The sequence below is a fragment of the Pseudomonas sp. NPDC098740 genome (genome assembly GCF_044760065.1).
GTDB lineage: Bacteria > Pseudomonadota > Gammaproteobacteria > Pseudomonadales > Pseudomonadaceae > Aquipseudomonas > Aquipseudomonas rossensis.
This window is the reverse complement of sequence record NZ_JBIWAM010000005.1, coordinates 57,894-81,490: the sequence shown is the minus strand read 5'-3', so window position 1 is coordinate 81,490 and position 23,597 is coordinate 57,894. Positions and strand designations below refer to the sequence as shown.

At 59.0% G+C, this 23,597-nt stretch carries 16 protein-coding genes; 6 read left to right on the top strand and 10 right to left on the bottom strand.

The window, feature by feature from the left end; all coding sequences use genetic code 11:
• Nucleotides 1-146 precede the first annotated feature (146 nt).
• Nucleotides 147-3,263, bottom strand: a complete 3,117-nt coding sequence (locus ACIQU2_RS07940; protein ID WP_403139869.1) for a transglycosylase domain-containing protein — start codon at nucleotides 3,261-3,263, stop codon at nucleotides 147-149.
• Nucleotides 3,264-3,899: 636 nt separating this feature from the next.
• On the opposite strand from ACIQU2_RS07940, the gene ACIQU2_RS07935 reads away from it, so the two are divergent.
• Nucleotides 3,900-5,318: an amino acid permease gene (locus ACIQU2_RS07935; RefSeq protein WP_134417354.1), complete on the top strand. Its 1,419-nt coding sequence runs from the start codon at nucleotides 3,900-3,902 to the stop codon at nucleotides 5,316-5,318.
• A gap of 56 nt (nucleotides 5,319-5,374) precedes the next feature.
• Here the strand turns inward: ACIQU2_RS07935 and ACIQU2_RS07930 are convergent, their stop codons facing one another.
• Nucleotides 5,375-6,499, bottom strand: a complete 1,125-nt coding sequence (locus ACIQU2_RS07930) for an OpgC family protein (RefSeq protein ID WP_403139867.1) — start codon at nucleotides 6,497-6,499, stop codon at nucleotides 5,375-5,377.
• Nucleotides 6,500-6,740: 241 nt separating this feature from the next.
• Between ACIQU2_RS07930 and ACIQU2_RS07925 the strand changes: the two genes are divergently transcribed.
• Genes ACIQU2_RS07925 through ACIQU2_RS07915 form a run of 3 tightly spaced genes read left to right on the top strand, consistent with a single transcriptional unit; the run spans nucleotide 6,741 to nucleotide 9,563 of the window.
• Nucleotides 6,741-7,115 (top strand): GtrA family protein, encoded by a 375-nt coding sequence (locus tag ACIQU2_RS07925; RefSeq protein WP_403139866.1) that lies wholly within the window; start codon nucleotides 6,741-6,743, stop codon nucleotides 7,113-7,115.
• Entirely contained in the window at nucleotides 7,112-8,053 is a 942-nt protein-coding gene (locus ACIQU2_RS07920) for a glycosyltransferase family 2 protein (protein WP_403139864.1), read from the top strand. The genes ACIQU2_RS07925 and ACIQU2_RS07920 overlap by 4 nt, the downstream gene beginning before the upstream one ends.
• A 1-nt stretch (nucleotide 8,054) precedes the next feature.
• On the top strand, nucleotides 8,055-9,563 hold the full coding sequence (locus tag ACIQU2_RS07915; RefSeq protein ID WP_403139863.1) for a glucosyltransferase domain-containing protein: 1,509 nt from the start codon (nucleotides 8,055-8,057) through the stop codon (nucleotides 9,561-9,563).
• A 9-nt stretch (nucleotides 9,564-9,572) separates the two neighbouring features.
• Here the strand turns inward: ACIQU2_RS07915 and ACIQU2_RS07910 are convergent, their stop codons facing one another.
• From ACIQU2_RS07910 to ACIQU2_RS07900, 3 genes are all read right to left on the bottom strand, one after another.
• The gene (locus ACIQU2_RS07910) at nucleotides 9,573-9,857 is read right to left on the bottom strand and encodes a putative quinol monooxygenase (RefSeq protein WP_056742041.1); all 285 of its coding nucleotides are present in this window, start codon (nucleotides 9,855-9,857) and stop codon (nucleotides 9,573-9,575) included.
• A 57-nt stretch (nucleotides 9,858-9,914) separates the two neighbouring features.
• Nucleotides 9,915-11,534, bottom strand: coding sequence for an FMN-binding glutamate synthase family protein (locus ACIQU2_RS07905; RefSeq protein WP_403139861.1), 1,620 nt, complete (start codon nucleotides 11,532-11,534; stop codon nucleotides 9,915-9,917).
• Between the two features lie 176 nt (nucleotides 11,535-11,710).
• A complete protein-coding gene (locus tag ACIQU2_RS07900; RefSeq protein WP_008147857.1) occupies nucleotides 11,711-12,511 on the bottom strand; it encodes a LuxR C-terminal-related transcriptional regulator in 801 nt (266 codons plus the stop codon).
• Between the two features lie 125 nt (nucleotides 12,512-12,636).
• Here ACIQU2_RS07900 and ACIQU2_RS07895 point away from each other — a divergent pair, with 125 nt between their 5' ends.
• Both ACIQU2_RS07895 and ACIQU2_RS07890 read left to right on the top strand, forming a co-directional pair.
• On the top strand, nucleotides 12,637-13,458 hold the full coding sequence (locus tag ACIQU2_RS07895; protein WP_403139859.1) for a carbon-nitrogen hydrolase family protein: 822 nt from the start codon (nucleotides 12,637-12,639) through the stop codon (nucleotides 13,456-13,458).
• A 239-nt stretch (nucleotides 13,459-13,697) separates the two neighbouring features.
• Nucleotides 13,698-15,023, top strand: a complete 1,326-nt coding sequence (locus ACIQU2_RS07890; protein WP_403139857.1) for an APC family permease — start codon at nucleotides 13,698-13,700, stop codon at nucleotides 15,021-15,023.
• Nucleotides 15,024-15,160: 137 nt separating this feature from the next.
• On the opposite strand, the gene ACIQU2_RS07885 is transcribed toward ACIQU2_RS07890, so the two are convergent.
• Genes ACIQU2_RS07885 through ACIQU2_RS07865 form a run of 5 tightly spaced genes read right to left on the bottom strand, consistent with a single transcriptional unit; the run spans nucleotide 15,161 to nucleotide 23,553 of the window.
• The gene (locus ACIQU2_RS07885) at nucleotides 15,161-16,567 is read right to left on the bottom strand and encodes an ATP-binding protein (protein ID WP_403139855.1); all 1,407 of its coding nucleotides are present in this window, start codon (nucleotides 16,565-16,567) and stop codon (nucleotides 15,161-15,163) included.
• Nucleotides 16,564-18,375 carry a DAHL domain-containing protein gene (locus ACIQU2_RS07880; RefSeq protein WP_403139854.1) on the bottom strand — a complete coding sequence of 604 codons (1,812 nt, stop codon included), beginning with the start codon at nucleotides 18,373-18,375 and terminating at the stop codon, nucleotides 16,564-16,566. The genes ACIQU2_RS07885 and ACIQU2_RS07880 overlap by 4 nt, the downstream gene beginning before the upstream one ends.
• Complete coding sequence (locus ACIQU2_RS07875) at nucleotides 18,372-19,331, bottom strand: cytochrome-c peroxidase (RefSeq protein WP_403139853.1); 960 nt, start codon at nucleotides 19,329-19,331, stop codon at nucleotides 18,372-18,374. Before ACIQU2_RS07875 ends, ACIQU2_RS07880 begins: the two co-directional genes overlap by 4 nt.
• Nucleotides 19,332-19,375: 44 nt before the next feature.
• Complete coding sequence (locus ACIQU2_RS07870) at nucleotides 19,376-21,250, bottom strand: putative bifunctional diguanylate cyclase/phosphodiesterase (protein ID WP_403139851.1); 1,875 nt, start codon at nucleotides 21,248-21,250, stop codon at nucleotides 19,376-19,378.
• Nucleotides 21,247-23,553 carry an EAL domain-containing protein gene (locus ACIQU2_RS07865; RefSeq protein ID WP_403139849.1) on the bottom strand — a complete coding sequence of 769 codons (2,307 nt, stop codon included), beginning with the start codon at nucleotides 23,551-23,553 and terminating at the stop codon, nucleotides 21,247-21,249. The genes ACIQU2_RS07870 and ACIQU2_RS07865 overlap by 4 nt, the downstream gene beginning before the upstream one ends.
• Between the last annotated feature and the right edge of the window lie 44 nt (nucleotides 23,554-23,597).

Here is a 23,597-nt window from a genome sequence, read left to right as displayed (position 1 = left end):
CCTTGATCGTTTTAAGAATGATCAGCCTATCTGTCGGGGCTAAAAACAACAGTCTAAAGATCTGTGCCTAACCGGCGCTTTCAGCCGGTAAACAGGTCAGTATTCAAATCTGAAAAATAATTAAATACCACCTGCTGCGCAAAAGCTCACAGTCGCGATGTCGGAACCGGCTGACACGCGACACTGCTACCCGGTTGCAGATACGGCGTCAGAATCGGCGCCATCCCCTTGAGCACTTGCACAGGCAAGGCCGAGGTGAATTTGAACGCTTCGGCCGATTGCCCGGGCACGAACGCAGTCATCGTGCCGAAGTGACGATCGCCGATGTAGAACACGAAGGTCGCGGTGCGGTTAATGGATTTCGAACTCAGAATTCGCCCACCCGAACCGAAGGCTTCGATGCGGTTATCGCCCGTACCGGTTTTGCCGCCCATGGCCAACGGTTTGCCATCCGGCGTGATGAAACTGCCAGAAACACGTTTGGCCGTACCGGCATCGACCACTTGCGACAAGGCTTCGCGCATGGCCGTGGCGACCTCGGAAGGCATCACCCGTTTACCGGCATCCGGGTCATTGATCAGTTTGGTTTCGTACGGCGTGTTCGCTGCAAAATGCAGGCTGTCGATGCGCAGTGTCGGCATGCGCACGCCGTCGTTTAGGATGGTACCGATCAGCTCCGCCAATGCTGCCGGACGATCGCCGGAACTGCCGATGGCGGTGGCGAGCGACGGAACCAGATGGTCGAACGGATAGCCGACTTTCTGCCAGCGTTGGTGAATGTCGAGGAACGCCTCGATCTCCAGCATGGTGCGAATGCGGCTGTCGCGGGCGCCCTTGTGACGGCTTTTGAACAGCCAGCTGTAGACTTCCTGGCGTTCGAACTGGCTGGCTTTGACGATCTGGCTGAACTTGGCGTCCGGGTTGTTCAGCAGGTAACCCATCAACCACAAATCGAGCGGGTGGACCTTGGCGATGAAGCCCTGGTCCGGCAAGTCGTAGGCGCCAGGACCGTAGCTTTCGTAGAGCCGTTGGAGGCGTTCGTCGGTCAGTTTTTCGGTGAGTTTGGCGCCTTTGAGGTGCGAGCGCACGAACATGTTGAAGCTTTCCTGACTGGCCTGTGGCAACAGATAACGATGCACCGCGGCCATGCGGATCGGGGTCGGGCGCATGCTGTCGAGGAAGGTCTCGAGCCGTGCCTGGGTGTCCTTGTTCTTGTATTTCTTCCAGAACTTCAGCAGGAACGACGTGCCTTCGCGGTCGGCGAATGAGGCCAGGTATTCCTGGCGGCGAGGGTCGCGGTCGTCCTTGAGCAATTCGGCGCTGCTGTTGGTGCCTGAATACGTGGTGTAGCGCACCAGGTCACGCATCAGCCGAATGAACGGAAGGTTGATCGACTCGCGCAGGGCATCGCGCAGGGTAGGGAGGCGGCCGTTGTCTTCTTTGCGAAAGTTAACGAATGTGTGCAGCCCGCCACCGGTGAAAAAAGCTTCGCCGGGGCTGGCCGAGTATTTGCGATCCAGTGCAGCGCCGAGCATGCCTGGTAAGTTGCGGTCTTTGTTCTGGATCAGGTAATCGACGGCCCAGCGACTCAGGCGGTCCTGATCAGGGACGTCGACCTTCTTCAGTTCCGGGACGGTCATCGTTGCGTATTTATCGTGCAACTCGGCGATGATCTGCAAATAGGTGGTCATTACACGCATCTTGGCGGTGGAGCCCAGTTCCAGCTTGCTGCCTTCATTGATATCGAACGGCTGGTCGGTGCTGTCGGTCTGCACCCGCACCCGCGAGCCGTCTGGGGTCAGTTCGAACAGCGTGAAGCTGTAGCGCACCTGGGTTGTACTGGTGGGGGTCAGCAGGCGTTCGCCCATCAAGCCGATCTGCGCCGCAAACACAGGGTCGGCCAGATGCTTCAGGTACTCGGTAGCCTGGGTTTGCAACTCGCCTTGCAGGGTGCTGGTGGCGGAAAGATCAAGGCGATCGAGGTCGTACAGCGGACGGTTGAGCAACCCGCCCAGACGACTGCGTGCCACGCTGATGCCCTTGTTGGTTTCGATTGGCTGGATGGTTGGCTGCGTTTGCCAGTCGCGATAGGTCACTTTGCTGGCCAATGCCGCTGCCGCGAGTGGCGCATCGATCACGCTATTGAGTGCCAGCAGACGAATGTGGCTATCGGTGAGCTCGGCCAGTTCATCGTGGCCCTTGGTCAGGTAGTGGGAAGGGCGGCGTTGGGCAATCATCAAAGACAGCATCTCACGCAGGGCCAGACCTTTTTCCGACATGCTTTTCGGATCTGTCTCCTTGCTGGCCAGCCGCTCGTTGGCCTTGTTGAAATCGGCGCCGTACCAGACGCGCAAACCTTCGGCCATGCCATGCACTTCACCGTGGCCCGGTACTGCCGACAGGGGCACGCTGTTGAGGTAATCGCGAATCACGTTCTGCCGGGCTTCGAGGGTCTCCGGTCCGGTCTGATAGGCGCGCACACTGGCGGAAATCATCTGGCGGATTTTTTCTGCGCCTGACACGGTCAGGCCATCGGGCGAATGCCGGTACTTCTCAAGTTGCGTTGCCAGGGTACTGCCGCCCGCCGACTGGCCCGGCAGGTGCAACAACTTGGCAACCTGGGACCACGCAGCCATGCCGAACCGAGGCCAATCCACGGCAGGATTGGCCCGGGGCTGACGGGGGTCGAGCAGAAAGCGGTTTTCGATGAACAGCAAACTGTTGACCACCACGGGGGGGATCGCCGAAAAGCTTGAATACAGTTGTTGTGGGTATTTGTACTGGTAAAGCGGTGCAGCACGGCAATCGGTGATCGACAATCCAGCCTGGATTTTCTCCGCGTAGGGCACGAAAAAGCCCTTGTCGGTGTAGTCCATCAGTTTTTGGGAAAACCGGGTTTGTGACGCCACAACGTAGTCGCGCTTGATCAGACGCGGCAGGAATTCATCCAGGAAGCTGTAGCCCAGACGCAGGTCGAAAGGACCGGCGCCGGGATAGTGAATGGCATCGCTGGGACCGGGTTTCAGCTCGTAGCTCAGGGTGGCGGCGAATTGGCTGAGTTCCCGGGATTGAAACTTCGACGTGCGCATTTCCTTGGCCGCGGCCAGCCCCAGGACAATCAGTATTATCAGCAACAACAACCAGAACGCCCCCCAACCGTGCTTGGTACGACTGCGAGGGGGTTTTTCAGGTAAAGGCGCTTCATCCACACGTTCAGTCGGAACCACATTTTTTCTCGAATCGGTTTGCCACAAAACGCCCATAGTCGACTGATCCATTCACGCAGATTGAGAGGACTTGTCTGAAGCTTAGACGGTGGTTGGCGTTGGTGAAAAAATTGTGAACACCGTTGCTGCTGTTTTTTATCCCGGATCCAAGGAGATTTTTGTAGCAGCTGGCGAAGCCTGCGTTCGGCTGCGCAGCAGTCGGCAATGCGACCAACTCGGTTAGCCTGATATACCGCGGTGTCGGGTTTACGACTGCTGCGCAGCCGAACGCAGGCTTCGCCAGCTGCTACAGGGGGAAGCGGTGTCTGTTGCCTGATACGCTTGTATTAGAGCCGTCGAAGCGAAAAACTCTAATTTAGCAGGGGCATGACGATGCACCATTACCGTGCAATACTCCGCGCCGTTTCATTGGCGAATAATCCTGCGTAAGGCAGGTAATGCCCCTCCGTAAACCCGGCTTTTCCCGAGACTTCTCGCTGAATGTTGTGGTTTATAGAGTGAAAAACCCTGTAGGAAGCTTTTTATACTGCACGCCCCGCTGATCTTGCAGGTTTTGTCCTGCAAGACGGGTTTGCCCACGAAGCAGGCCCGGTTTCAAAAAAGCATTGGCTTACCGGTCAGCGCTTCGACACTCGGTGGTCATATCCAATAACAAGACGAGGTTGTACCCCTATGCCAGGCAATCACCTGCCCAATGGCGAGACCGCTCAAGGCGGCCCGCTCAAACGCGAACTCGGCGAACGGCATATTCGCTTGATGGCGCTCGGTGCCTGTATCGGCGTCGGTCTGTTCCTCGGTTCGGCCAAGGCCATCGAGATGGCTGGCCCGGCAATCATGCTTTCTTACATCATCGGCGGTCTGGCGATCCTGGTGATCATGCGCGCCCTCGGCGAGATGGCGGTGCACAACCCGGTCGCCGGCTCCTTCAGTCGGTATGCTCAAGACTACCTCGGCCCCTTGGCGGGCTTCCTGACCGGCTGGAACTACTGGTTCCTGTGGCTGGTGACCTGCGTTGCGGAAATCACCGCGGTGGCGGTGTATATGGGCGTCTGGTTCCCCGATGTGCCGCGCTGGATCTGGGCACTCGCCGCGTTGATCAGCATGGGCTCGATCAACCTGATCGCGGTGAAAGCCTTCGGTGAGTTCGAGTTCTGGTTCGCCCTGATCAAGATCGTCACCATCATTGCGATGGTGGTCGGTGGTATCGGCGTGATCGCGTTCGGCTTCGGCAACGACGGCGTGGCGCTGGGGATTTCCAATCTCTGGGCGCACGGCGGCTTCATGCCCAACGGCGTGCAAGGCGTGTTGATGTCGCTGCAAATGGTGATGTTCGCCTACCTCGGCGTCGAGATGATCGGCCTGACCGCCGGTGAAGCGAAGAACCCGCAGAAGACCATTCCCAATGCGATCGGCTCGGTGTTCTGGCGGATTCTGCTGTTCTACGTCGGCGCACTGTTCGTGATTCTGTCGATCTACCCGTGGAACGAAATCGGCACTCAGGGCAGCCCGTTCGTGATGACCTTCGAGCGTCTGGGCATCAAGACCGCCGCCGGCATCATCAACTTTGTGGTGATCACTGCTGCACTGTCGTCCTGCAACGGCGGCATCTTCAGCACCGGGCGCATGCTCTACAGCCTGGCGCAGAACGGTCAGGCCCCGGCCGGCTTCGCCAAGACCTCGAACAACGGCGTGCCGCGTCGCGCCTTGCTGCTGTCGATCGGTGCCTTGTTGCTGGGCGTGCTGCTCAACTACCTGGTGCCTGAGAAAGTATTTGTCTGGGTGACGGCGATTGCCACCTTCGGCGCGATCTGGACCTGGGTGATGATCCTGCTGGCCCAGCTCAAGTTCCGCAAAGGCCTGAGCGCCAGCGAACGTGCCGGCCTGAAATACAAGATGTGGTTGTACCCGGTCAGCTCGTATCTGGCGCTGGCGTTTTTGGTGCTGGTGGTCGGCCTGATGGCGTACTTCCCGGACACTCGCGTGGCGCTCTATGTGGGCCCGGCGTTCCTGGTCCTGCTGACGGTGTTGTTCTACGTGTTCAAGCTGCAACCGACCAATGTGTCGCAGGGTGCGGTGCGTTCGGCTTCGTAAGGCGTAACGCCTGAAACAAAAAAGCCCCGGTCCATTTTGGCCGGGGCTTTTGCATTTCAGGCTGTCGCGGTTTGCACTGATCGATTCAGGCGTTTATTGAAGTCCAGCCACGCCCCCAGCAACGCCATCACCCCGGCACCCACCAACGCTGTGAAAACCTGCATGGCAAACGCATCGTCGGTCAGGGCGTTGAGCATGTCCGCCAAAGGCGCCAACAGCACGCCGAGGCAGAAAACTTCCAGTGAGTAGCGCCCCATGCGACAGCATTGCTGCGCCAGCCAGTTTTGCGTCCAGCCGTTGCCGGGCAAGAGCCTGGCGGTGACATAAGCCAGCGCCAGGAAGTGCAGCAGACGGACCGGCGACAGATCGGTCTTGCTGATCGGGTACAGCAGGTTGCTCAGGCTGGCTGGCATCACGGCATCGTGTATTTCCGGCCAGCGCCAGGAGACAGTAATCACGCCGGTCACCACCACGTACACCGCCGCGCTGACAAACAAGGGCTGGCGCAACAGCGGGCGAGTGTCGGGCAACCGTGGCCGCAGCCCGTGAATCGCCGCAAAGCCACCGAGGATAAACAGCAGTTGCCAGGTGACGGGGTTGAAGTACCACACGCCGTCCTTGATGGCCGCCAGGTTCCAGCCAAACCGCGGTGCCAGCAGGTACACCGCCAATGACACCGCTACGACTGCCCACGGTTTGCGCACCAGCAACGGCAGGACCAGTGGCAATCCCGCCAGCAGCACGATGTACAACGGCAGCGGGTCCATCAGGTTCGGCTTGAAGCGCAGCAGTAACTCATCCGTCAACGCTTGCTGGGGGTTGGTGATGAAGTGATGCAGGCCCATTTCCTCCACCAGATCGCGGGTCTCCACATGACTGTTGGCGAAGAACACGATGCCCATCAGCATGGCCAGCAGGAAAATATGGACCACGTAGAGCACCCAGGCGCGCCGCAGAATCTTCACGCAGGCGATCAGGTAACCATCGCGCGCAAGGATTTTGCCGTAGGCCAGAACGGCCGCGTAGCCGGCGAGAAACACGAATATTTCTGCGGCATCGCTGAAACCGACATTGCGCAGGGTGATTTGGCCTAGGGGGTTGTGAGGCACGTGATCCCAAAAAATGAAGATCAGTGCCAGGCCGCGAAAAAAGTCGATTCGGTGATCGCGCTCAAACGTCATGACGGCGGGCTCGTGAACGGGTGTTGAGAATAAGGAGTAGCCGAAGGCGCCAAAGGTTGCGCGCCGCACAACGGCGGCGCGCAGGGTGGCGTGATTCGCAGGTAATTGCAAAACCGGGGTATTTCGGGATGTCTCCCGGGGTTGAGGTCAGCCCTGACCGCTGGTCTGAAAGGCAGTCAGACCTGTGATTTCTGACAGTAGACAAGTTCAAAGTTTTATGAACTGAAACAGGGGAATCACCATGAGGCTCTTGTGGAAAGGATTTTCCAGCTACACGGTAGTCGGGGTCGCCAACACGCTGATCCACTGGCAAATTTTTTTCCTGCTGAGCGTGGGGGCCGGCGTCAGTCAGGCTGTCAGCAACCTGGCAGCCTTCTGCGTTGCCGCCTCGTTTTCCTTCTATATGAACGCGCTGTACACCTTCGATGCCAAGGCGTCGGTCGGCGGTTATCTTCTATTCTTGGGAGCCATGGGGGCGCTGAGTCTGGGCGTCGGTCATGCAGGCGACGTGTGGAGACTTCACGGTCTGCTGACGGTGGCTATTTTTTCGGCGTTGAGCCTGGTGCTGGGCTTTCTGGTTTCAAAGTACGTGGTCTTTCGCGAGCGTAACGCATGAAAGTCTCGTTGATCGTTCCGGTATTCAATGAAGAACAGGCGATCAGCCTGTTTTATCAGGCCGTGCGTCGCGAGTTGAGGCTTGACCAGGCTGAGGTCGAAATCGTGTTCATCAACGATGGCAGTTCCGACCGGACGGCTGAAGAGGTCAAGGCCCTGGCGCAGGCCGATGAACAGGTATTGCTGATCAACTTCTCGCGCAATTTCGGCAAGGAACCGGCGTTGTTCGCCGGCCTGGAATATGCCACCGGCGATGCGGTGATTCCCATGGATGTCGATTTGCAGGACCCGATCAGCGTCATCCCGCGGTTGATCGACCAATGGCAAAAAGGCGCGGATGTGGTGCTCGCCAAACGCCGGGATCGCACCGCCGAAAGTTACCTGAAACGCCACAGCGCGTCGTTGTTCTACCGTGTGCTGAACCGTATCGCTTACACCCGCATCGAAGAAAATGTCGGGGATTTCCGGCTGATGGATCGCAAGGTGGTCAACGTGATTCGTGCGCTTCCCGAACACCAGTTGTTCATGAAGGGGGTGCTGTCATGGGCCGGGTTCAACACCGTGGTGGTGGAATACGAGCGAGCCGCGCGAGCGGCGGGCACCAGCAAGTTCAATGGCTGGAAACTCTGGAACCTGGCGCTGGAAGGCGTGACCTCGTTCAGTACGGTGCCGTTGCGTTTATGGACTTACGTCGGTGGCGGTATTTCGATCTTCGCGGTGCTCTACGCGGTGTACATGGTGCTGGACAAGATTTTCTTCGGCAACAGCGTCCCCGGTTACCCGTCGTTGATGACCGCGATTCTGTTTCTCGGTGGCGTGCAGCTGATCGGCATCGGCATCCTCGGTGAGTACGTCGGCCGCATCTACATCGAAGCCAAACATCGGCCGCGCTATGTGGTGAAAGACATCATTGGCGGCAAAGACCGGCTCGGAATTTAGCATGGGCAGGTTCAGCGACTTTTTCAGCAAGGAACTCGGACGTCGGCAGGTCTGGCTGTTTTTTCTGTTGGCGACCTTTGTGTATGTGGTGCCGCTGATCCTCGCGGACTACCCGTATATCGATGACAACTGGCGATCGTTGTCGGCCGGTATGGCTTGGGCGGAGCAGGGGCGGTTATTCACCGAGCTGTTCTACAACCTGCTGACCTTCAGCAATGCCGCGCCGAACATCTTTCCGCTGCCGCTATTGATCGCCACGCTGGCCATGGCCGCGGCGTTGACGAGTTTGACGTTCCATTACTACCCGCAACCGACGATTGCCTGCTGCCTGGTGCCATTGCCGCTCTGGTACAACCCGTTCTTTCTACAAAACCTGTCCTATCAATACGACGGCCCCGCCATGGCGTTGAGTGTGGTGGCGGTCATCTACGCGATCAGCTTCCGTCATCCCTCGCGCATTGTTCATTGGCTGGTGCCCTCGTTCCTGATTGCGCTGGCATTGGGGCTCTATCAGGTGAGCCTCAATGTGTTTCTGGGCCTGTGTTGTCTGGAACTGCTCAGGAGCGCGAACAACAAGCTGGACTGGCCGCAGTGGTGCGAGTTGATCGGCTGGAAAATATCGCAGGCCATCCTGGGCTGGTTGATTTACAGCGTCAGTGCTTATCCGTTCATGAATGGAAATCGCACCTTGTTGTTGAACTGGACGGCGCAGCCTCTGCTGCAACTTCAAATCAACATCGCCCGGGTGCTGGAAAAAGTCGTGCTGCTGTTTCACGGCGGATTTGCCTGGGTGTTCGCCGCATTGCTGCTGTGTGCCATTGCCGGCAGTGTCCGACTTGGGCTGAACGTGTTGGATCGTCAGGACACAGGGCTGAAGAAGATCCTGATTGGCCTGGTGTGTTTACTGACATTGCCGGTCGTGGCGCTGCTGGTGTCGGGTGTCGCGCTGTTGTTCCGGGACTTCAATGAAGGCGCCAGGACCCTGATGGGCTTCGCAGTTCTGTTGGTGCTGTTGTTCTATTTGAGCCATCTGGCGCTGGCACGAATCCACGAGCGGCTGCCGTTGTTGTTGATGGTTCCACTGCTGGCGATGCTTTCGCTGTCGTACGCCTATGGACGCGTGCTGACCGTGCAGAAAGCCTTCGCGTCCAGCGCGCTATTGAGTCTTGAGCACGACATCGCGTCGAATCGACAGCTGCTCGAGGCCAAGCGCATTTACATGTCAGTGACCTATTCCGATCACTGGCTGCGGGGGGCGGCGGGCTCGTTCAAGCAGATGCCGGTGTTGCACTATCTGCTGAACATCGACTTCTTCATGCTGGCCGAGAACCTGCCGAAAGTGGGCATAACCAACGTCGTTGCGGAGAAGGAGCGACGTAACGCGACGAGGGTGGGTTATCAGGGTTATCCACCGGTGGTGGAGAGCCAGTACTACCGGATTTATCTGCTCGGCGATTACGGTTTTATTGTCATGAAAGAGCCAGCGCCGATTAAGACGCTGCACTGGTGACGGCGGGCGTCAGAACGCATCCATCCGCACGACAATGCAATCCCTGGCCTGGTAAGCGTTGATCTGCGGTACCAGCCGCCGAAAATGCTCCGACTGGCAATGAGCATCCAGCGCCGCCTGATTCGGCCATTGTTCGATGAAGATAAAGTGCCCGGGGTCTTTTTGATCAATGAACAAGTCGTAAGCGATGCAATCAGGTCCCAGTCGAGTCTTCTCGACCAGTTCGGCGTACCACGGGCGAACGGTTTCAATGTGTTCGGGTTTGATGAAATCCTGAGCGATGACTTTCAGCATGGTGTTCTTCCTTGATGTAATGCCAACCTCCCGATGAGGTTGGCGTTCAAACGTTGTTTACGCGGCAGCCAACTCATTCGGCTCAAAACTGTCCGCCCGCGCCATCTGCCACATCCGCGAGTAAAACTCGCCATTCACTTCACCGGTCAGCAACTCCCCCGGTTTCAGGAACACATGCAACTGCGAGAACAGTTTGATCTCGGTCGCCGACATGCGCCGCACCAAATGCTTGGCCGACAATTGCGAAGGATGTTCCAACCCGGCAGCGGCGAGCATTTCGGCCAGGGCCTTGAGCGTGTTGCGGTGGAAGTTGAAGACGCGTTGGGCCTTGTCCGGAACCACCAGTGCGCGTTGGCGCAGGGTGTCCTGGGTGGCGACACCGGTCGGGCATTTGTTGGTGTGGCAGCTTTGCGACTGGATGCAACCGATGGCGAACATGAAGCCGCGTGCCGCGTTGGCCCAGTCGGCGCCGATGGCCAGGACGCTGGCAATGTCGAAGGCGCTGACAATCTTGCCGCTGGCGCCGAGTTTGATTTTGTCTCGCAGGTTCAGGCCGACCAGCGTGTTGTGCACGAACAACAGGCCTTCGCGCATCGGCACACCAATGTGGTCGGTGAATTCCACGGGCGCGGCGCCGGTGCCGCCTTCCTTGCCATCGACCACGATGAAGTCGGGGAGGATGCCGGTTTCCAGCATGGCCTTGGCGATGCCCATGAATTCCCACGGGTGGCCCAGGCAAAACTTGAAGCCCACCGGTTTGCCGCCGGACAGTTCGCGCAACTGCGCGATGAAGTGCATCAGTTCAATCGGCGTGGAAAACGCGCTATGCCGCGACGGCGAGATGCAATCTTCGCCCATCAGGATGCCGCGGGTTTCGGCGATTTCCTTGGTGACTTTGTGCTTGGGCAGGATCCCGCCATGACCGGGCTTGGCGCCTTGGCTCATCTTGATTTCGATCATCCGTACTTGGGGCGTCTGCGCTTGTGCCGCGAAGCGTTCAGGGTCAAAGCGCCCGTCAGCGGTGCGACAGCCAAAGTAGCCGCTGCCGAGTTCCCAGGTCAGGTCGCCGCCGTTTTCCCGGTGATAGGCGCTGATGCTGCCTTCGCCGGTGTCGTGGGCGAAGTTGCCGAGTTTCGCCCCCTGGTTCAACGCGCGAATGGCGTTGGCGCTGAGGGAGCCGAAGCTCATGGCCGAGATGTTGAACACCGACGCCGAGTACGGCTGCGTGCATTGCGGGCCGCCGACGATGACCCGGAAACTGCTCGGGTCGCTCAACGGCGCCGGGCGCATGGAGTGGCCGATGAATTCGAAACCCGACTGATACACGTCGATCAACGTGCCGAAGGGTTTGTCGGCGCTTTCGTTTTTGGCCCGTGAATAGACCAGCGAACGCTGGGCCCGGGAGAAGGGCAGGGCGTCGCTGTCGGATTCGAGCAGGTACTGGCGGATTTCCGGGCGAATACCCTCCACCAGATAGCGGATGTTGCCGAGGATCGGGTAATTACGGCGCACCGCGTGAGGGCTTTGCAGCAGATCGAACAGGCCCACGAGGCTGAGAATGCCGGTGACGACGGTGATCGGCCAGAGCCAGTCGTGCTCCAGGAAGGGCAGGCTGGCGAGGGTAAACATCACACAGACGGCAAAGAAGGCGTAGCGGCTCAGGAGTGACAGGCTCATACGGTTTCCTTGGGTTCGGACTCAATTGTGTTCAACACAGCAGGGTGCATGGATACAAAGATCCCTGTGGGAGCGAGCTTGCTCGCGATGGCGCCGGGTCAGTCAACATCCATGTTGAATATGAAACCGCTATCGCGAGCAAGCTCGCTCCCACATAAAAGCGCCTCAGCGGTGTGTCAGGCATTCTGTGCCTGGAGAAAAATCGAAAACAGCTCTGACTGGGATTTGATCCCCAGTTTGCTGTACATGTGTTTCTTATGGACTTTCACGGTTTCGACAGAGATTTCCAGCTTGCGGGCGATTTCTTTACTGGAGCAGCCGCTGAGCATCAAGCGCCCGACATCCAGCTCCCGGGCGGTCAATTGCGCGCCTTTGAGTTGCTGTACCGACGCTTCCAGCTGCACGCGCCAGTCAACTTGCGGTGGTGCTGGTGCGAGGGCCACGACTTCGTTGATTTCGTAGGGCAGGCGCTGGCGCAACAGGCCGAGCACCCAGGGCTGGATCAGCGACAGCAAGGCAATCTGCTGGCCGCTGAAACGTTGCTTGCTGCCCAGTGACAGGCACAGCGTGCGGTCGCCTTCGAGCTGGCAATTGAACTGGATTTCATCGGCCACCACATTCAGACGAAAGTAGCGCTGGTAATACTCGGTCAGCTCGAAGTGCTCCGGCGCCACTTCCGACAGGCGATAGAGCCCGGTGCGCGACTGCTCGCGACAGGCGATGTAGAACGGATCGAGCAGATACAAGCCGCGCAGATAGTCCTGGAACAATTGATCGGGACTGCCGTCCGCGCCCGGGCATTCGGCGAACACTTGCGGGTGCTGATCGGCGCTGAAAAGCAGCGCCACCCAGCTGTCGAAGGTCACGTACTGATCCAGCAACCGTACCAGCTGCGTCCAGAAATTGGGCTTGTCCAGGGCGTCGATCAGTTGCCCGACCGAGCGGTGCCAAGCGATGTCGTCTAACGAGAGTGTCATGCCTCTACCCCTATCGGGTTACCCCAGCGGCGTGATTCCCCGGCCGGTGGCTTGCTGCGCATACTGGCGCACAGACACCGACCGGGCAATCTTTCTGCCAGCCTGGTTAAGAACAAGGAATACCCATGAAAGTCGAACTCGCCCAGTTGGCGGGCCGTGACAACGACACGGCTTACAACCTCGAACGCGCTCTGAAGGCGATGGCTGCCTGTGCTGCCGATACGCAGCTGATCGTGTTTCCCGAAACCCACCTGATGGGCTTCCCGTCCCTCGAGGCGTTGGCTGAAACCGCCGAACCGCTGGACGGTCCGACCGTCAGTGCAGTGCTGGCTGCTGCCCGTGAACACAACATCGCCGTGGTGATCGGCATGGCCGAGAACGACAACGGCCGCTTCTACAACACCACGCTGCTGATCACCCCCGAAGGTATCGCGCTGAAATATCGCAAGACGCACCTGTGGGCGTCGGATCGCGGGGTGTTCGAGGCCGGCGACCGTTACGCCACGTGTGAGTGGAACGGTGTGCGGGTCGGCCTGCTGATTTGCTACGACATCGAATTCCCGGAAACCGCCCGGGCCCTGGCGCAATTAGGTGCCGAACTGCTGATCGTCACCAACGGCAACATGGACCCGTACGGCCCGACTCACCGCACCGCGATCATGGCCCGCGCCCAGGAAAACCAGGCGTTTGCGCTGATGGTCAACCGGGTGGAAGAGGGCGATGGCGGGTTGGTGTTCGCGGGCGGCAGTGCGCTGGTGGATCCGCTGGGGACTTTGTTGTTCGAGGCCGGGCGCGAGGAGGGGCAGTTTGCGGTTGAACTGGACCTGAATCAGCTGACGGCGGCGCGGCAGGATTATCGGTATCTGGATGATCAGCGGCTGCGGTTGCCGGGGGAGATTGTCGAGCATGCTTGTGGATTGCGGGAGCTGATGATTCCTCAGAGCTGATCCGGATCCTGTGTTGTCAGGGCGGGCCTCTTCGCGGGCAAGCCCGCTCCCACAGGGATGTTCAGTGAACACAGAATTTGCGCACGACAGATACACCTGTGGGAGCGGGCTTGCCCGCGAAGAGGCCCTGACAGGCAACACATCTCTGTCGGCCAAAAAACCAGAACAACAACGAAACACCCGAAATTTAGCGCCGAACTCGGCTCTGCCATAAATCTAATAATTCGGAGTAGTCGCTCATGGCTCGTTTGCAACGCACCCTGTCATTGGGTTCGGTGGTGCTGTTCGGCATCGCCTACATGACGCCGATCATTGTGCTCGGCACCTTTGGCATCCTCGCTCAATCCACCGCCGGCATGGTCCCGGCCGCATACCTGGCGGCGCTGGTGGCGATGTTTTTCACCGCCATGAGTTACGGCCGAATGGCCTCGGCGTTTCCCGTCGCTGGCTCGGCCTATAGTTATGTCCGCAAGGCGATCAGCCCGAAACTCGGTTTCATCGCCGGTTGGGCCGTGCTGCTCGACTACCTGTTCCTGCCGATGGCGATCTGGCTGATCGGCTCGGCCTACCTCAACTCCGCCTTCCCGGCCTTGCCGCAGTGGATCTGGGTGCTGGCGTTCATCGGCATCACCAGTGCGATCAACATCGTCGGTCTGAAACTGGCCAACGGCATCAACGCGTTACTGATGCTGGTGCAGTTCCTGGTGCTGATCGCCTTCGTTGCGCTGTGCGTGCACTACGTCGGTGGCGACGCGAGCACGCCGTTGTGGTCGGTCAAACCGTTCTTCAACGGTGACATGCAGATGCCGCTGATCATGAGCGGTGCAGCCATCGCCTGTTATTCATTCCTCGGGTTTGACGCGGTCAGCACCCTGACCGAAGAAACCCGCGACCCGCGCCGCACCATCCCGCGAGCGATCATGCTGATCACCCTGATCGGCGGACTGATCTTCGTCGGTGTGTCGTACTTCGTGCAGATCGCGCATCCGTCGTTCCAGTTCGACAGCGTCGACTCGGCGGCCTATGAAATTGCCCGCAACATCGGTGGTGATGTGTTCGTGTCGATCTTCCTGATCGGCCTGATCGTCGGCCAGTTTGCGTCGGGCCTGTCGGCTCAGGCCAGCGGCTCGCGGCTGTTGTTCGCCATGGGCCGTGACGGTGTGCTGCCAAAATCGTTCTTCGGCACTTTGCATGAACGCTTTGGCACGCCGGTCAACAGCATCCTGCTGTGCGCCGTGGTCGCGTTGCTGGCACTGAAACTGGACGTCACCACCTCGACCTCGTTCATCAACTTCGGCGCGTTCCTGGCGTTCAGTCTGGTGAACCTGTCGGTGATCTTTCACTACTGGATTGGCGGTGAGAACAAAGGGCTGCGTGAATTCGTGTTGTTCCTGCTGTTCCCGTTTATCGGTCTGGCGGCGGATTTGTGGCTGATGGTCAGCCTCGATCACCTGGCGATCTATCTGGGCCTGAGCTGGCTGGCGATTGGCGTGGTGTACCTGGCGGTGCTGACCGGCGGCTTCCGTCGCCAGCCACCGGAGATGGATTTCCAGGAAGCCACATAATTGCCTGACTGCTAAAGAACCTGTGGGAGCGAGCTTGCTCCGGGCGGCGTTCCGACGATAGGGGCGTGTCAGTCGCTATGCATGTTGACTGACACACCGCCATCGCGAGCAAGCTCGCTCCCACATTTGATTGGCGTTCAGCTTGCCAGCTTTGATTGGTGAATCGGCAACTGGACTCGAAACGTGGTTCCCACGCCGATTTCACTGCGCACCGTAATATCCCCCCGATGTTTTTTCACGATGCCATAGGACAGGGACAACCCCAGCCCCGTCCCCTGGCCCACCGGTTTGGTGGTAAAGAACGGGTCGAAGATTTTTTGCAGGCAGTCCGGCGCAATGCCGACGCCGGTGTCTGCGACCTCGATCCACACCGTTTCCGCTTCAAGCCCGGTGCGCAAGGTGATGGTGCCGCGCTCCGGGCCGATGGCCTGAGAGGCGTTGACGATCAGGTTCATGATCACCTGATTGATTTGCGAAGGCAGGCATTCGATGTCGGGCAGGACCTGATATTCCTTGAGCACATCGGCCTTGTACTTGAGTTCGTTGGCGACAATGTTCAAGGTCGATTCGATGCCCTGTTGCAGATTGGCCCACTGCCATTCCTGATTGGAGTCCACCCGGGAGAAGTCCTTCAGGTCCTTGACGATCTGCCCGACCCGGTTGATGCCGTCCTTGGATTCCTTGATCAGCAGCGGAATGTCCTCGCGCAGGAATTCCAGCTCGACCCGTTCGCGCAGTTGGTTCAAACGCTCGACGAGCTCGCTGGAACCGATCGCCTCTTCCGCATCCCTATAGGCGTCGAGCATTTCCTGCAGCTGTTTGAAGTAGCCATCCAGGGTGCCGAGGTTGGAGGAAATGAAGCCGATGGGGTTGTTGATTTCATGAGCGACGCCGGCCGCGAGTTGGCCCAATGACGCGAGTTTTTCCGATTGCACCAATTGGGTTTCAAGCTGTTTGCGCTCGTCGATTTCCCGCTGCAACTCAACGCTGGCCTCTGTGAACTGCCGGGTTCGGCGTTCGACCATTTGCCCTAAATGGTCCATCTGCACGCTGGCCCGTTCGGTCATGTCCCATTTGGTCAGCAAGGTGTTGGCCATTTGCTGGACTTCAATGTTGTCGAACGGCTTTTTCAGGATCAGCAGCCGGTCATGGGCCTTCAATCGATCGAGCAGTTCATCCCAGGAGTAGTCGGAATAGGCGGTGCACACCACCACTTGCAGGCGCGGGTCGGCCTGCCACAAATGTTCGATGGTCTGCGCACCGTCCCAGCCCTCGGGCATGCGCATGTCGACGAAGGCCAGGGCGTAGGGGCGGTTTTGCTGCAAGGCTTCGTTCAGTTTGCCCAGGCCTTCCTGGCCGCCATAGGCCGAGTCCAGCTCGAACAGTGCACTGGTTGGTTTAACTTCGCTGCCAAACAGCGCAGCCTCCATCTCGTCCAGTTCGACGGTCTGCTCCGGCATGGGTGTGAGAATCTTGCGGAAATCCACGTGAATGGACGGGGTGTCATCGATCAGCAGAATGCGTCGGTTCGAAAGCTCGCTCATGCTTCCTCCGCTACGGTTTTCAGCGGGATCTGCAACGTGAACATCGCCCCTTTGCCTGGCCCGTCACTATGGGCGGTGAGGTGGCCATTCATCTCAATGGCGGCCAGGGCGCAGCTGTGCAGGCCGAAGCCATGGCCTTCCTTGCGGGTAGTAAACCCGTGGGCAAAGATGCGCGTCATGTTTTCCTCGGCGATGCCTTCGCCGTCGTCCTTGACGCTGACTTGCAGGGTCTTGTCTTCGACGATTTTGACCCCCAGGGTCATTTGTCGCGGGCGATTGCTGAGGTCGGACATGGCGTATTTGGCGTTGCTGATCAGGTTGATCAGGATCAGCAGCAACCGGTGCTTGTCACCCATGACTTGCGGTACATCGCTGTACTCCTTGACCACCGTGACGTGGTGTCGGGTCAGGGCGCCGGAGTTCATGCGCAGGGCGTCTTCCAGCAATTCGCTGATGTGCAGCGGTTCCATCAGGCTGTTGGCGCCCGCGTAGGACTGCTGGGTGGCGACGATGTCCTTGATGTGGTCCACGCTTTTGGTCAGCTGGGCCAGTTCGTCGGTCATGCCTTGTTGTTCGAGGGCTATCGCGTCCACCAGTTGATTCAGGTAACCCGGTAGCAACTTGCCTTTCGCGTCCTCGGTCAGAAAGGTGCCGAGGTCACCTTGATGGTCGTTGATCAACTGCATGGCCTTGCCCAGGCCCTGCGCTTTGCTGGCGCGCAGTTTGCGGGTCACCAGGTCGGCCGAAATGTTCACGCTGTTGAGCACGTTGCCGACGTTGTGTAGCACATTGGTGGCGATCTCGGCCATGCCGGCCTGACGCGCGGTGTCGAGCAGTTCGCTCTGGGTATCCTTGAGTTCGCGGGTGCGCTCTTCAACCCGCAGCTCCAGATCGTCATTGGCGGTTTGCAGGGCTTTGTTGACGCGATTGATCACCGTGAAACTGCGCATCAGGTGAATCGCCAGGTACACCAGCAGCAACACCAGCAGCACCGAAAACAACAGCATGTAGAAGTGATAGCGCTGGTCGACCGCATCGGTCTGCTGCTGCTCGGTGTTCAGCAGGTTGGTAATGTCGTCCAGGCGTTGGGCCACGGGAACGCCTTCGATGCTTTCCAGTAACCGATTGACCACGGGTTGTTCGCGCAGGATCAGCGCGATGTGGTTGCTCAGAATATCGATCGGGCTGTGGAACGGCTCCGGCAATCGTAGTTTGTTCACCCCCAGTTTGTTCAGCCCGAGCAGGATGTCGGCGGCCTTGTCGTCTGAGGTGACCTGAGCGAACTCCAGGCTGCTGAGCAGCAAGTCATAGGTGTCGGTGGCGATGTTCTGCAGTTGCAGTTTGTCGCCATCCATCACCTGGGTCAGTTGCCCTTGAATGTCGTCTTCTGCGGTCGGCAGAAATGCCAGCGAGTTGCGCAGCACCGCATTGTGAGACTTGAACTGTTCCACCAGACGGGTCTTTTCCTGGATGGCGGTGAGGTAGGCATCATGGCTCGCACGCCAGATGGGTGATTCGTTACGACCGTGGCTGGATTCCATGGTGTCGAACCGTTCCCATAGCGCCGACATCTGGGTCGGTGGTGTGACCAGTGGATCGTAGTTGTGACTGATGGCGATCCTGGCCTTGAGAATCTCGGTTTCCCACTGCGCGTTCAGTTGTTTGATCCGGCCGATCAGGTCCCGGGATTCGGCGTAGTTCGTCGTCTGGTTCGAACTGGATTTGAGGTACAGGAACAGCAACATCGAGGCCAGCAGCACGGCTATCAAACCGAGCAGCATCAGGTTGCGACGACGGGAAATATTCATAAGGGCTTGCCTCCCCATTCGCCGGTCAGGGTCTTGAGGAATTTGATGATCAGGGTCTTGTCGTCGACAGAGGGGTCACGGCCGAGCTGGAACTTGAACATCACGTCCACCGCCTCTTCGAGGGTTTTGGCCGAACCGTCATGAAAGTACGGCGCGGTCACGGCGACATTACGCAAGCTCGGCACCTTGAACACATTGCGGTCCTCGTCATCCTTGGTGACCAGATAACGGCCCAGGTCAGTTTCGGTAGGATTGCCACGTTTCTGGAAGTAATCACCCATGACCCCGAACTTCTGGTACATGTTGCCGCCGATGTTCACCCCTTGATGGCAAGCGATGCAGCCGTAATCCTTGAAGCGTTGATAACCGTATTTTTCCTCCCGGGTGAGAATGTCGGTATCACCCAGCAGGTATTGGTCGAAACGCGAGTTGGCACTGATCAACGTGCGTTCGTAGGTGGCCAGGGCATTTTGCGCATTGTTCATGGTCACGCCGTCGGGGTAGGCGTTACTGAACGAGGTCTTATAAGCCGGGTCAGCGGACAGCATTTCCACCACGTGTACCCAGTTACTGCCCATTTCACTGGGGCTCTGCACCACTTCGTGGATCTGGGTTTCCAGGGTGTCGGCGCGGCCGTTCCAGAATTGCCGGAAATTCAGGCTGGAGTTGAACACGCTGGGCGTGTTGATCGTGACCGGAAGGCCGGCGAAGCCGATGGAAAATGCCTTGTTGTCGGCGCCGCCCTTTTCCAGTCGATGGCAACTGGCGCAGGACAGTGAGTTGTTGACCGACAAGCGTGTCTCGTTGAACAACTGGCGACCGAGTTCGATCCGCAGCGGATTCTGCTGGGGCACCGCCGGCAGTGGTTTGAGCGGTTCATCCAGCGGCGCAGCGCCAGCGCTCAGGCAGAGCCCGAACAACGGCGCCAATAGCAGACGGTGAAAGGTAGGCGACATCTGATAGTTCCTTGGCGTAGGGCCTGTGTGTCGTTGCGCATCATTCACGTGGCTGCGGATGAAGAGGGCTTCACCGACCCCAGATACCGGACGAAGGCGTCCGGCTCCACGGCTTTGCTGAAGTAGAAACCCTGGCCTTCCTCGCATTGATGGGCCTTGAGGAAATCCAGTTGTTCGAGGGTTTCCACCCCTTCGGCAATGATGGTCAGCTTGAGGCTCCGGCCCAGGCTGATGATGGCGCTGACGAGGGCAGCGTCGTTGCTGTCGCTGCTTAAGCCGCGAATGAATGACTGATCGATTTTCAGCACATCGATGGGAAAACGCTGCAAGTAACTCAGGCTGGAATAACCGGTACCGAAGTCATCAATGGCCAGTCGCACGCCCATGGCCTTGAGCCGGGTCAGCGCGGTCACCGTGGTTTCGACGTTCTGCATCAATATGCCTTCGGTGATTTCAAGCTCCAGCAAGGCCGGTTCCAGACCTGTTTGTTTGAGTGTCTGTTCGATGCCGTCGACAAAGTCCCGCTGACGGAAGTCGATGGCCGAGATATTCACCGACATACAGATTTTCGGCAGCCCTGCGGCCTGCCAGGCGCAGGTTTGTCGGCAAGCCTCGGCGAGCACCCATTTGCTTAACGGCACGATCAAACCGCTGTCTTCGGCTACACCGATAAATTTGGACGGGTAGACCAGACCGTGCCCCGGTTTTTGCCAGCGGATCAGCGCCTCGGCACCGACCACTTGGCCGCTGCCCAGGTCCAGTTTGGGTTGGTAATGCAGGACAAATTCGTTGCGCTCCAGCGCCAGGCGAATGCCGCTCTCGATACTTTGCTGATCCCGGGCGCGCTGGTTCATGTCGTCGATGAAAAAACTGAAATCGTTCGGGCCGCTTTCCTTGACGTTGCGCATCGCGGTTTCGGCTTTCTTGATCAACGAGATGGCATCGAAACCGTCGTCCGGGTAAATGCTGATGCCCAGGCTGGCGGTCACGCTCAGGTCGTGGCCGGCAATGTGCTGGGGCGCGCGGATGGCGTTCAAGAGTTTTTCGGCGATGCCCTTGGTCTGCTGGGGATGGCGGACGTCGGCTAGGATCACCACGAATTCATCGGAACCGTAGCGAAACACCGAGTCGGACTCGCGTACCGTCGCCACCAGATTGCGGCCGACTTGCTTGAGCATTTCGTCACCGGCCGGATGGCCCAGGGCGTTGTTGATGCGCTTGAAGCGATCGAGGCCCAGAAACATCACGGCCAGTTGTTTGTCATGGCGACGGGACAGGGCCAGGGACTGGTTCAGCCGGTCACCGAGCAACGTGCTGTTGGGCAGCTCGGTCAGTACGTCGTACTGCAACAGGTGCGACACCTTGAGCAATTCGTGGACCCGCGCCTCGATGGTTTTCTCCAGGTTCAGGACCTTCATCGCTGCGTCCTGCGCCATCTGCCATTTCCAGGTCAGGGCACTGGCCATCTGGCGGATTTCCAGGCTGTCGAAGGGTTTTTTCAGCACCAGCAACTGGTCGCCGAACTCCAGCCGTTCGGCCATGTCTTCCCAGGTGTAATCGGAATAGGCCGTGCACAATGCGATTTGCAGGTGAGGGTCGGCCTTCCACAGTTGTTCGATGGTTTCCAGGCCGTCCCAGCCCGGTGGCATGCGCATGTCGGTGAACGCCATGGCATAGGGGCGACCTTCGGCCAGTGCGCGCGTGACCAGTTCGAGGGCTTCCTGGCCCTGGTAGGCCGAGTCGAGCTGGAACGTCAGCCGATCAAGCTGCACGGTGCCGAACAGGGCTTCTTCAGCGCCGGCCAGGGTCTGTTCACATTCAAATTCAGGGCCGAGGATCTTGCGAAAATCCTCATGAATCGAGGGCGTGTCGTCGATGATCAGGATGCGCCGGTTAGTCCGCACGAAAGGCGTTTTCATCCTTTGTCCTCCGTGGAGCGTGGCGGGTTGTCCAGAATCTGCCCGATGTCGTGGTTCGGGGGCACGATGCTGCCGGCCTTCAGCAGCTCGGCGGCCTGCTGGCTGCTGACCGCTTTGCTGAAGAAGTAACCCTGAGCGTTCATCGGTGAACCGGTGGCCATCAGCGAGCTGCGCTGCTCCTGGGTTTCAACGCCCTCGGCAATGATGCCGATCCCGACTTCACGGGCGAAGTTGATGATGGCGCGCAGGGTGTTCGCGCTGGCCGGATCGCGGGCGGCGGTGTCGATGAAGGCCTGAGCGAGTTTCAGGTGATTGACCTGGTATGTCTTGAGGTAGTCGAACGAGGAGTACTCGGTGCCGAAGTCGTCGATGGCGATCTTCACCCCCAGCTCACGCAGGCGCGGCAGCACATCGTTGTGGGTCCATTTGGTCTGGGCCAGCGTCGCTTCCGTGACGTCGAAGCGCAGGTCCCAGGGGCAGAGTTCCCAGCGTGCGGTGGTGCGCAGCACGTCATAGATCAGTTCGGGACCACTCTTGAGTTGGGCCAGGGACAGCTTGATCGCAATCACCGGCGGCGCCATGCCTTCATCGCGCCATTGGCGCATTTGCTGGCAGGCGCGATCCAGCACCCAGTGACCGAGCGCGACGATGGTGCCGGTCTTTTCCGCGGCGGGCAGGAACGCCGGCGCTTCCAGTAAACCGCGCTCAGGGTGGTTCCAGCTGACCTGAGCTTCCATGCCGAGGATTTTGCCGCTGCTCAGGTCCACTTCCGGCCAGTAATGCAGTTCGAGTTCCTGGTGTTCGATGGCCGCTCTCAAGTCGCTGGCGATGGTCATGCGTTCGACCACCTCCTGATTGATCTCCTCGGAGTGGAAGTGGTACTGGTTGCGACCCTTTTCCTTGGAGCGATACAGCGCCATGTCGGCCTGGGTCAGCAGGCCGTCGGCGCTGGTGCTTTCCGGGGTGCAGCTGCTGATGCCGATACTCACCGAGACCCGCACATCATTGCCGGCCAGGGAATAGGGCAGTACCAACGTATCGCGGACCTTGGCGGCCAGGGCCGCGGATTGGGTCGGGTCGCCGACGTCCAGCTGCAAGATCGCGAACTCGTCACCGCCGAGGCGGGCAACCACATCGTTTTCGCGCACACAGGCCTTGATCCGGCGGGAAACCTCTTGCAGCAACAGGTCGCCCACTGGATGGCCGAGGGTGTCGTTGATGCGTTTGAAGTGATCCAGGTCCAGGTAAAACATGGCGAACGGTGCTGCCCCCCGACGCGCAGAGGCGAATGCCTGGTGCAACCGCTCGATCAGCGTCGCACGGTTGGCCAGCCCGGTCAGCCCGTCGGTGCGGGCCAGCAGGGCGATTTTCTCTTCGGCCAGTTTGCGTTCAGTGATGTCGATGATGATGCCTTCGACTTCCAGCAAACGGCCTTCATCGTCGCGCACCGGGATGTAGCGGTTTTCGACCCAGCGCCAGGCTCCTTCGCCAGTGCGCATCCGGAATTCGATGGAAGCGCCCGCCGCATGACGGTCCAGCACCCGGGCCATGGCGGTGTCGACCTTCGTTTGATCATCGGGATGGATCAGTTCCTGGGCCCAGTTGGCCGAGGCCACGAGGTTCGCTGCGATGTGACCGTACTTGGTGATGTTGTGCGAGATGTACATCAGCGGAAACGACGGCTCGCCCCGTAGCCGATACAGAATGGTCGGGCTGTTCTGCACGATGATGTTGGCATCGGACAGCTCCCGGGTGCGCTCCTCGACCGCTTGTTCCAGCAACGACATTTTCAGCGCCGCGTCTTCGGTCATTTGCCACTTGGCGGTCAGTGCGCTGGCCATCTGGCGGATTTCGATGGCATCGAAGGGCTTTTTGAGAATCAGCAGGCGATCGCCCAGTTCCAGGCGTTCGTCGATGTCTTCCCAGGAATAGTCGGAATAAGCGGTGCAGAGCGCCACTTGCAGTTTGGGATCGACCTGCCACAGCCGTTCGATGGTTTCCAGCCCGTCCCAGCCTGGCGGCATGCGCATGTCGATGAAGGCCATCGCATAGGGCATGTCGTTGGCCAGCGCCGTCTCGACCTTGTCCAGGGCTTCGAGGCCCTGGAACGCCGAGTCGAGCACGAAGCTTTGCAGTGACAGCGCCGCAGGAGTGCCGAACAGGGCATTCTCGGCGCTGATCAGGCTGTCGTCATCGATCGATGGCGGACTGAGGATCTTGGCGAAGTCCGCATGAATCGAGACTGTGTCGTCGACGATAAGAATCCGTCGGTTGGTCCGCGCCAGCAGCGTATTTATCGACATACGCCAGTACCGGCAGCAGTTTGATGCGGTGTACTCATAGAGGG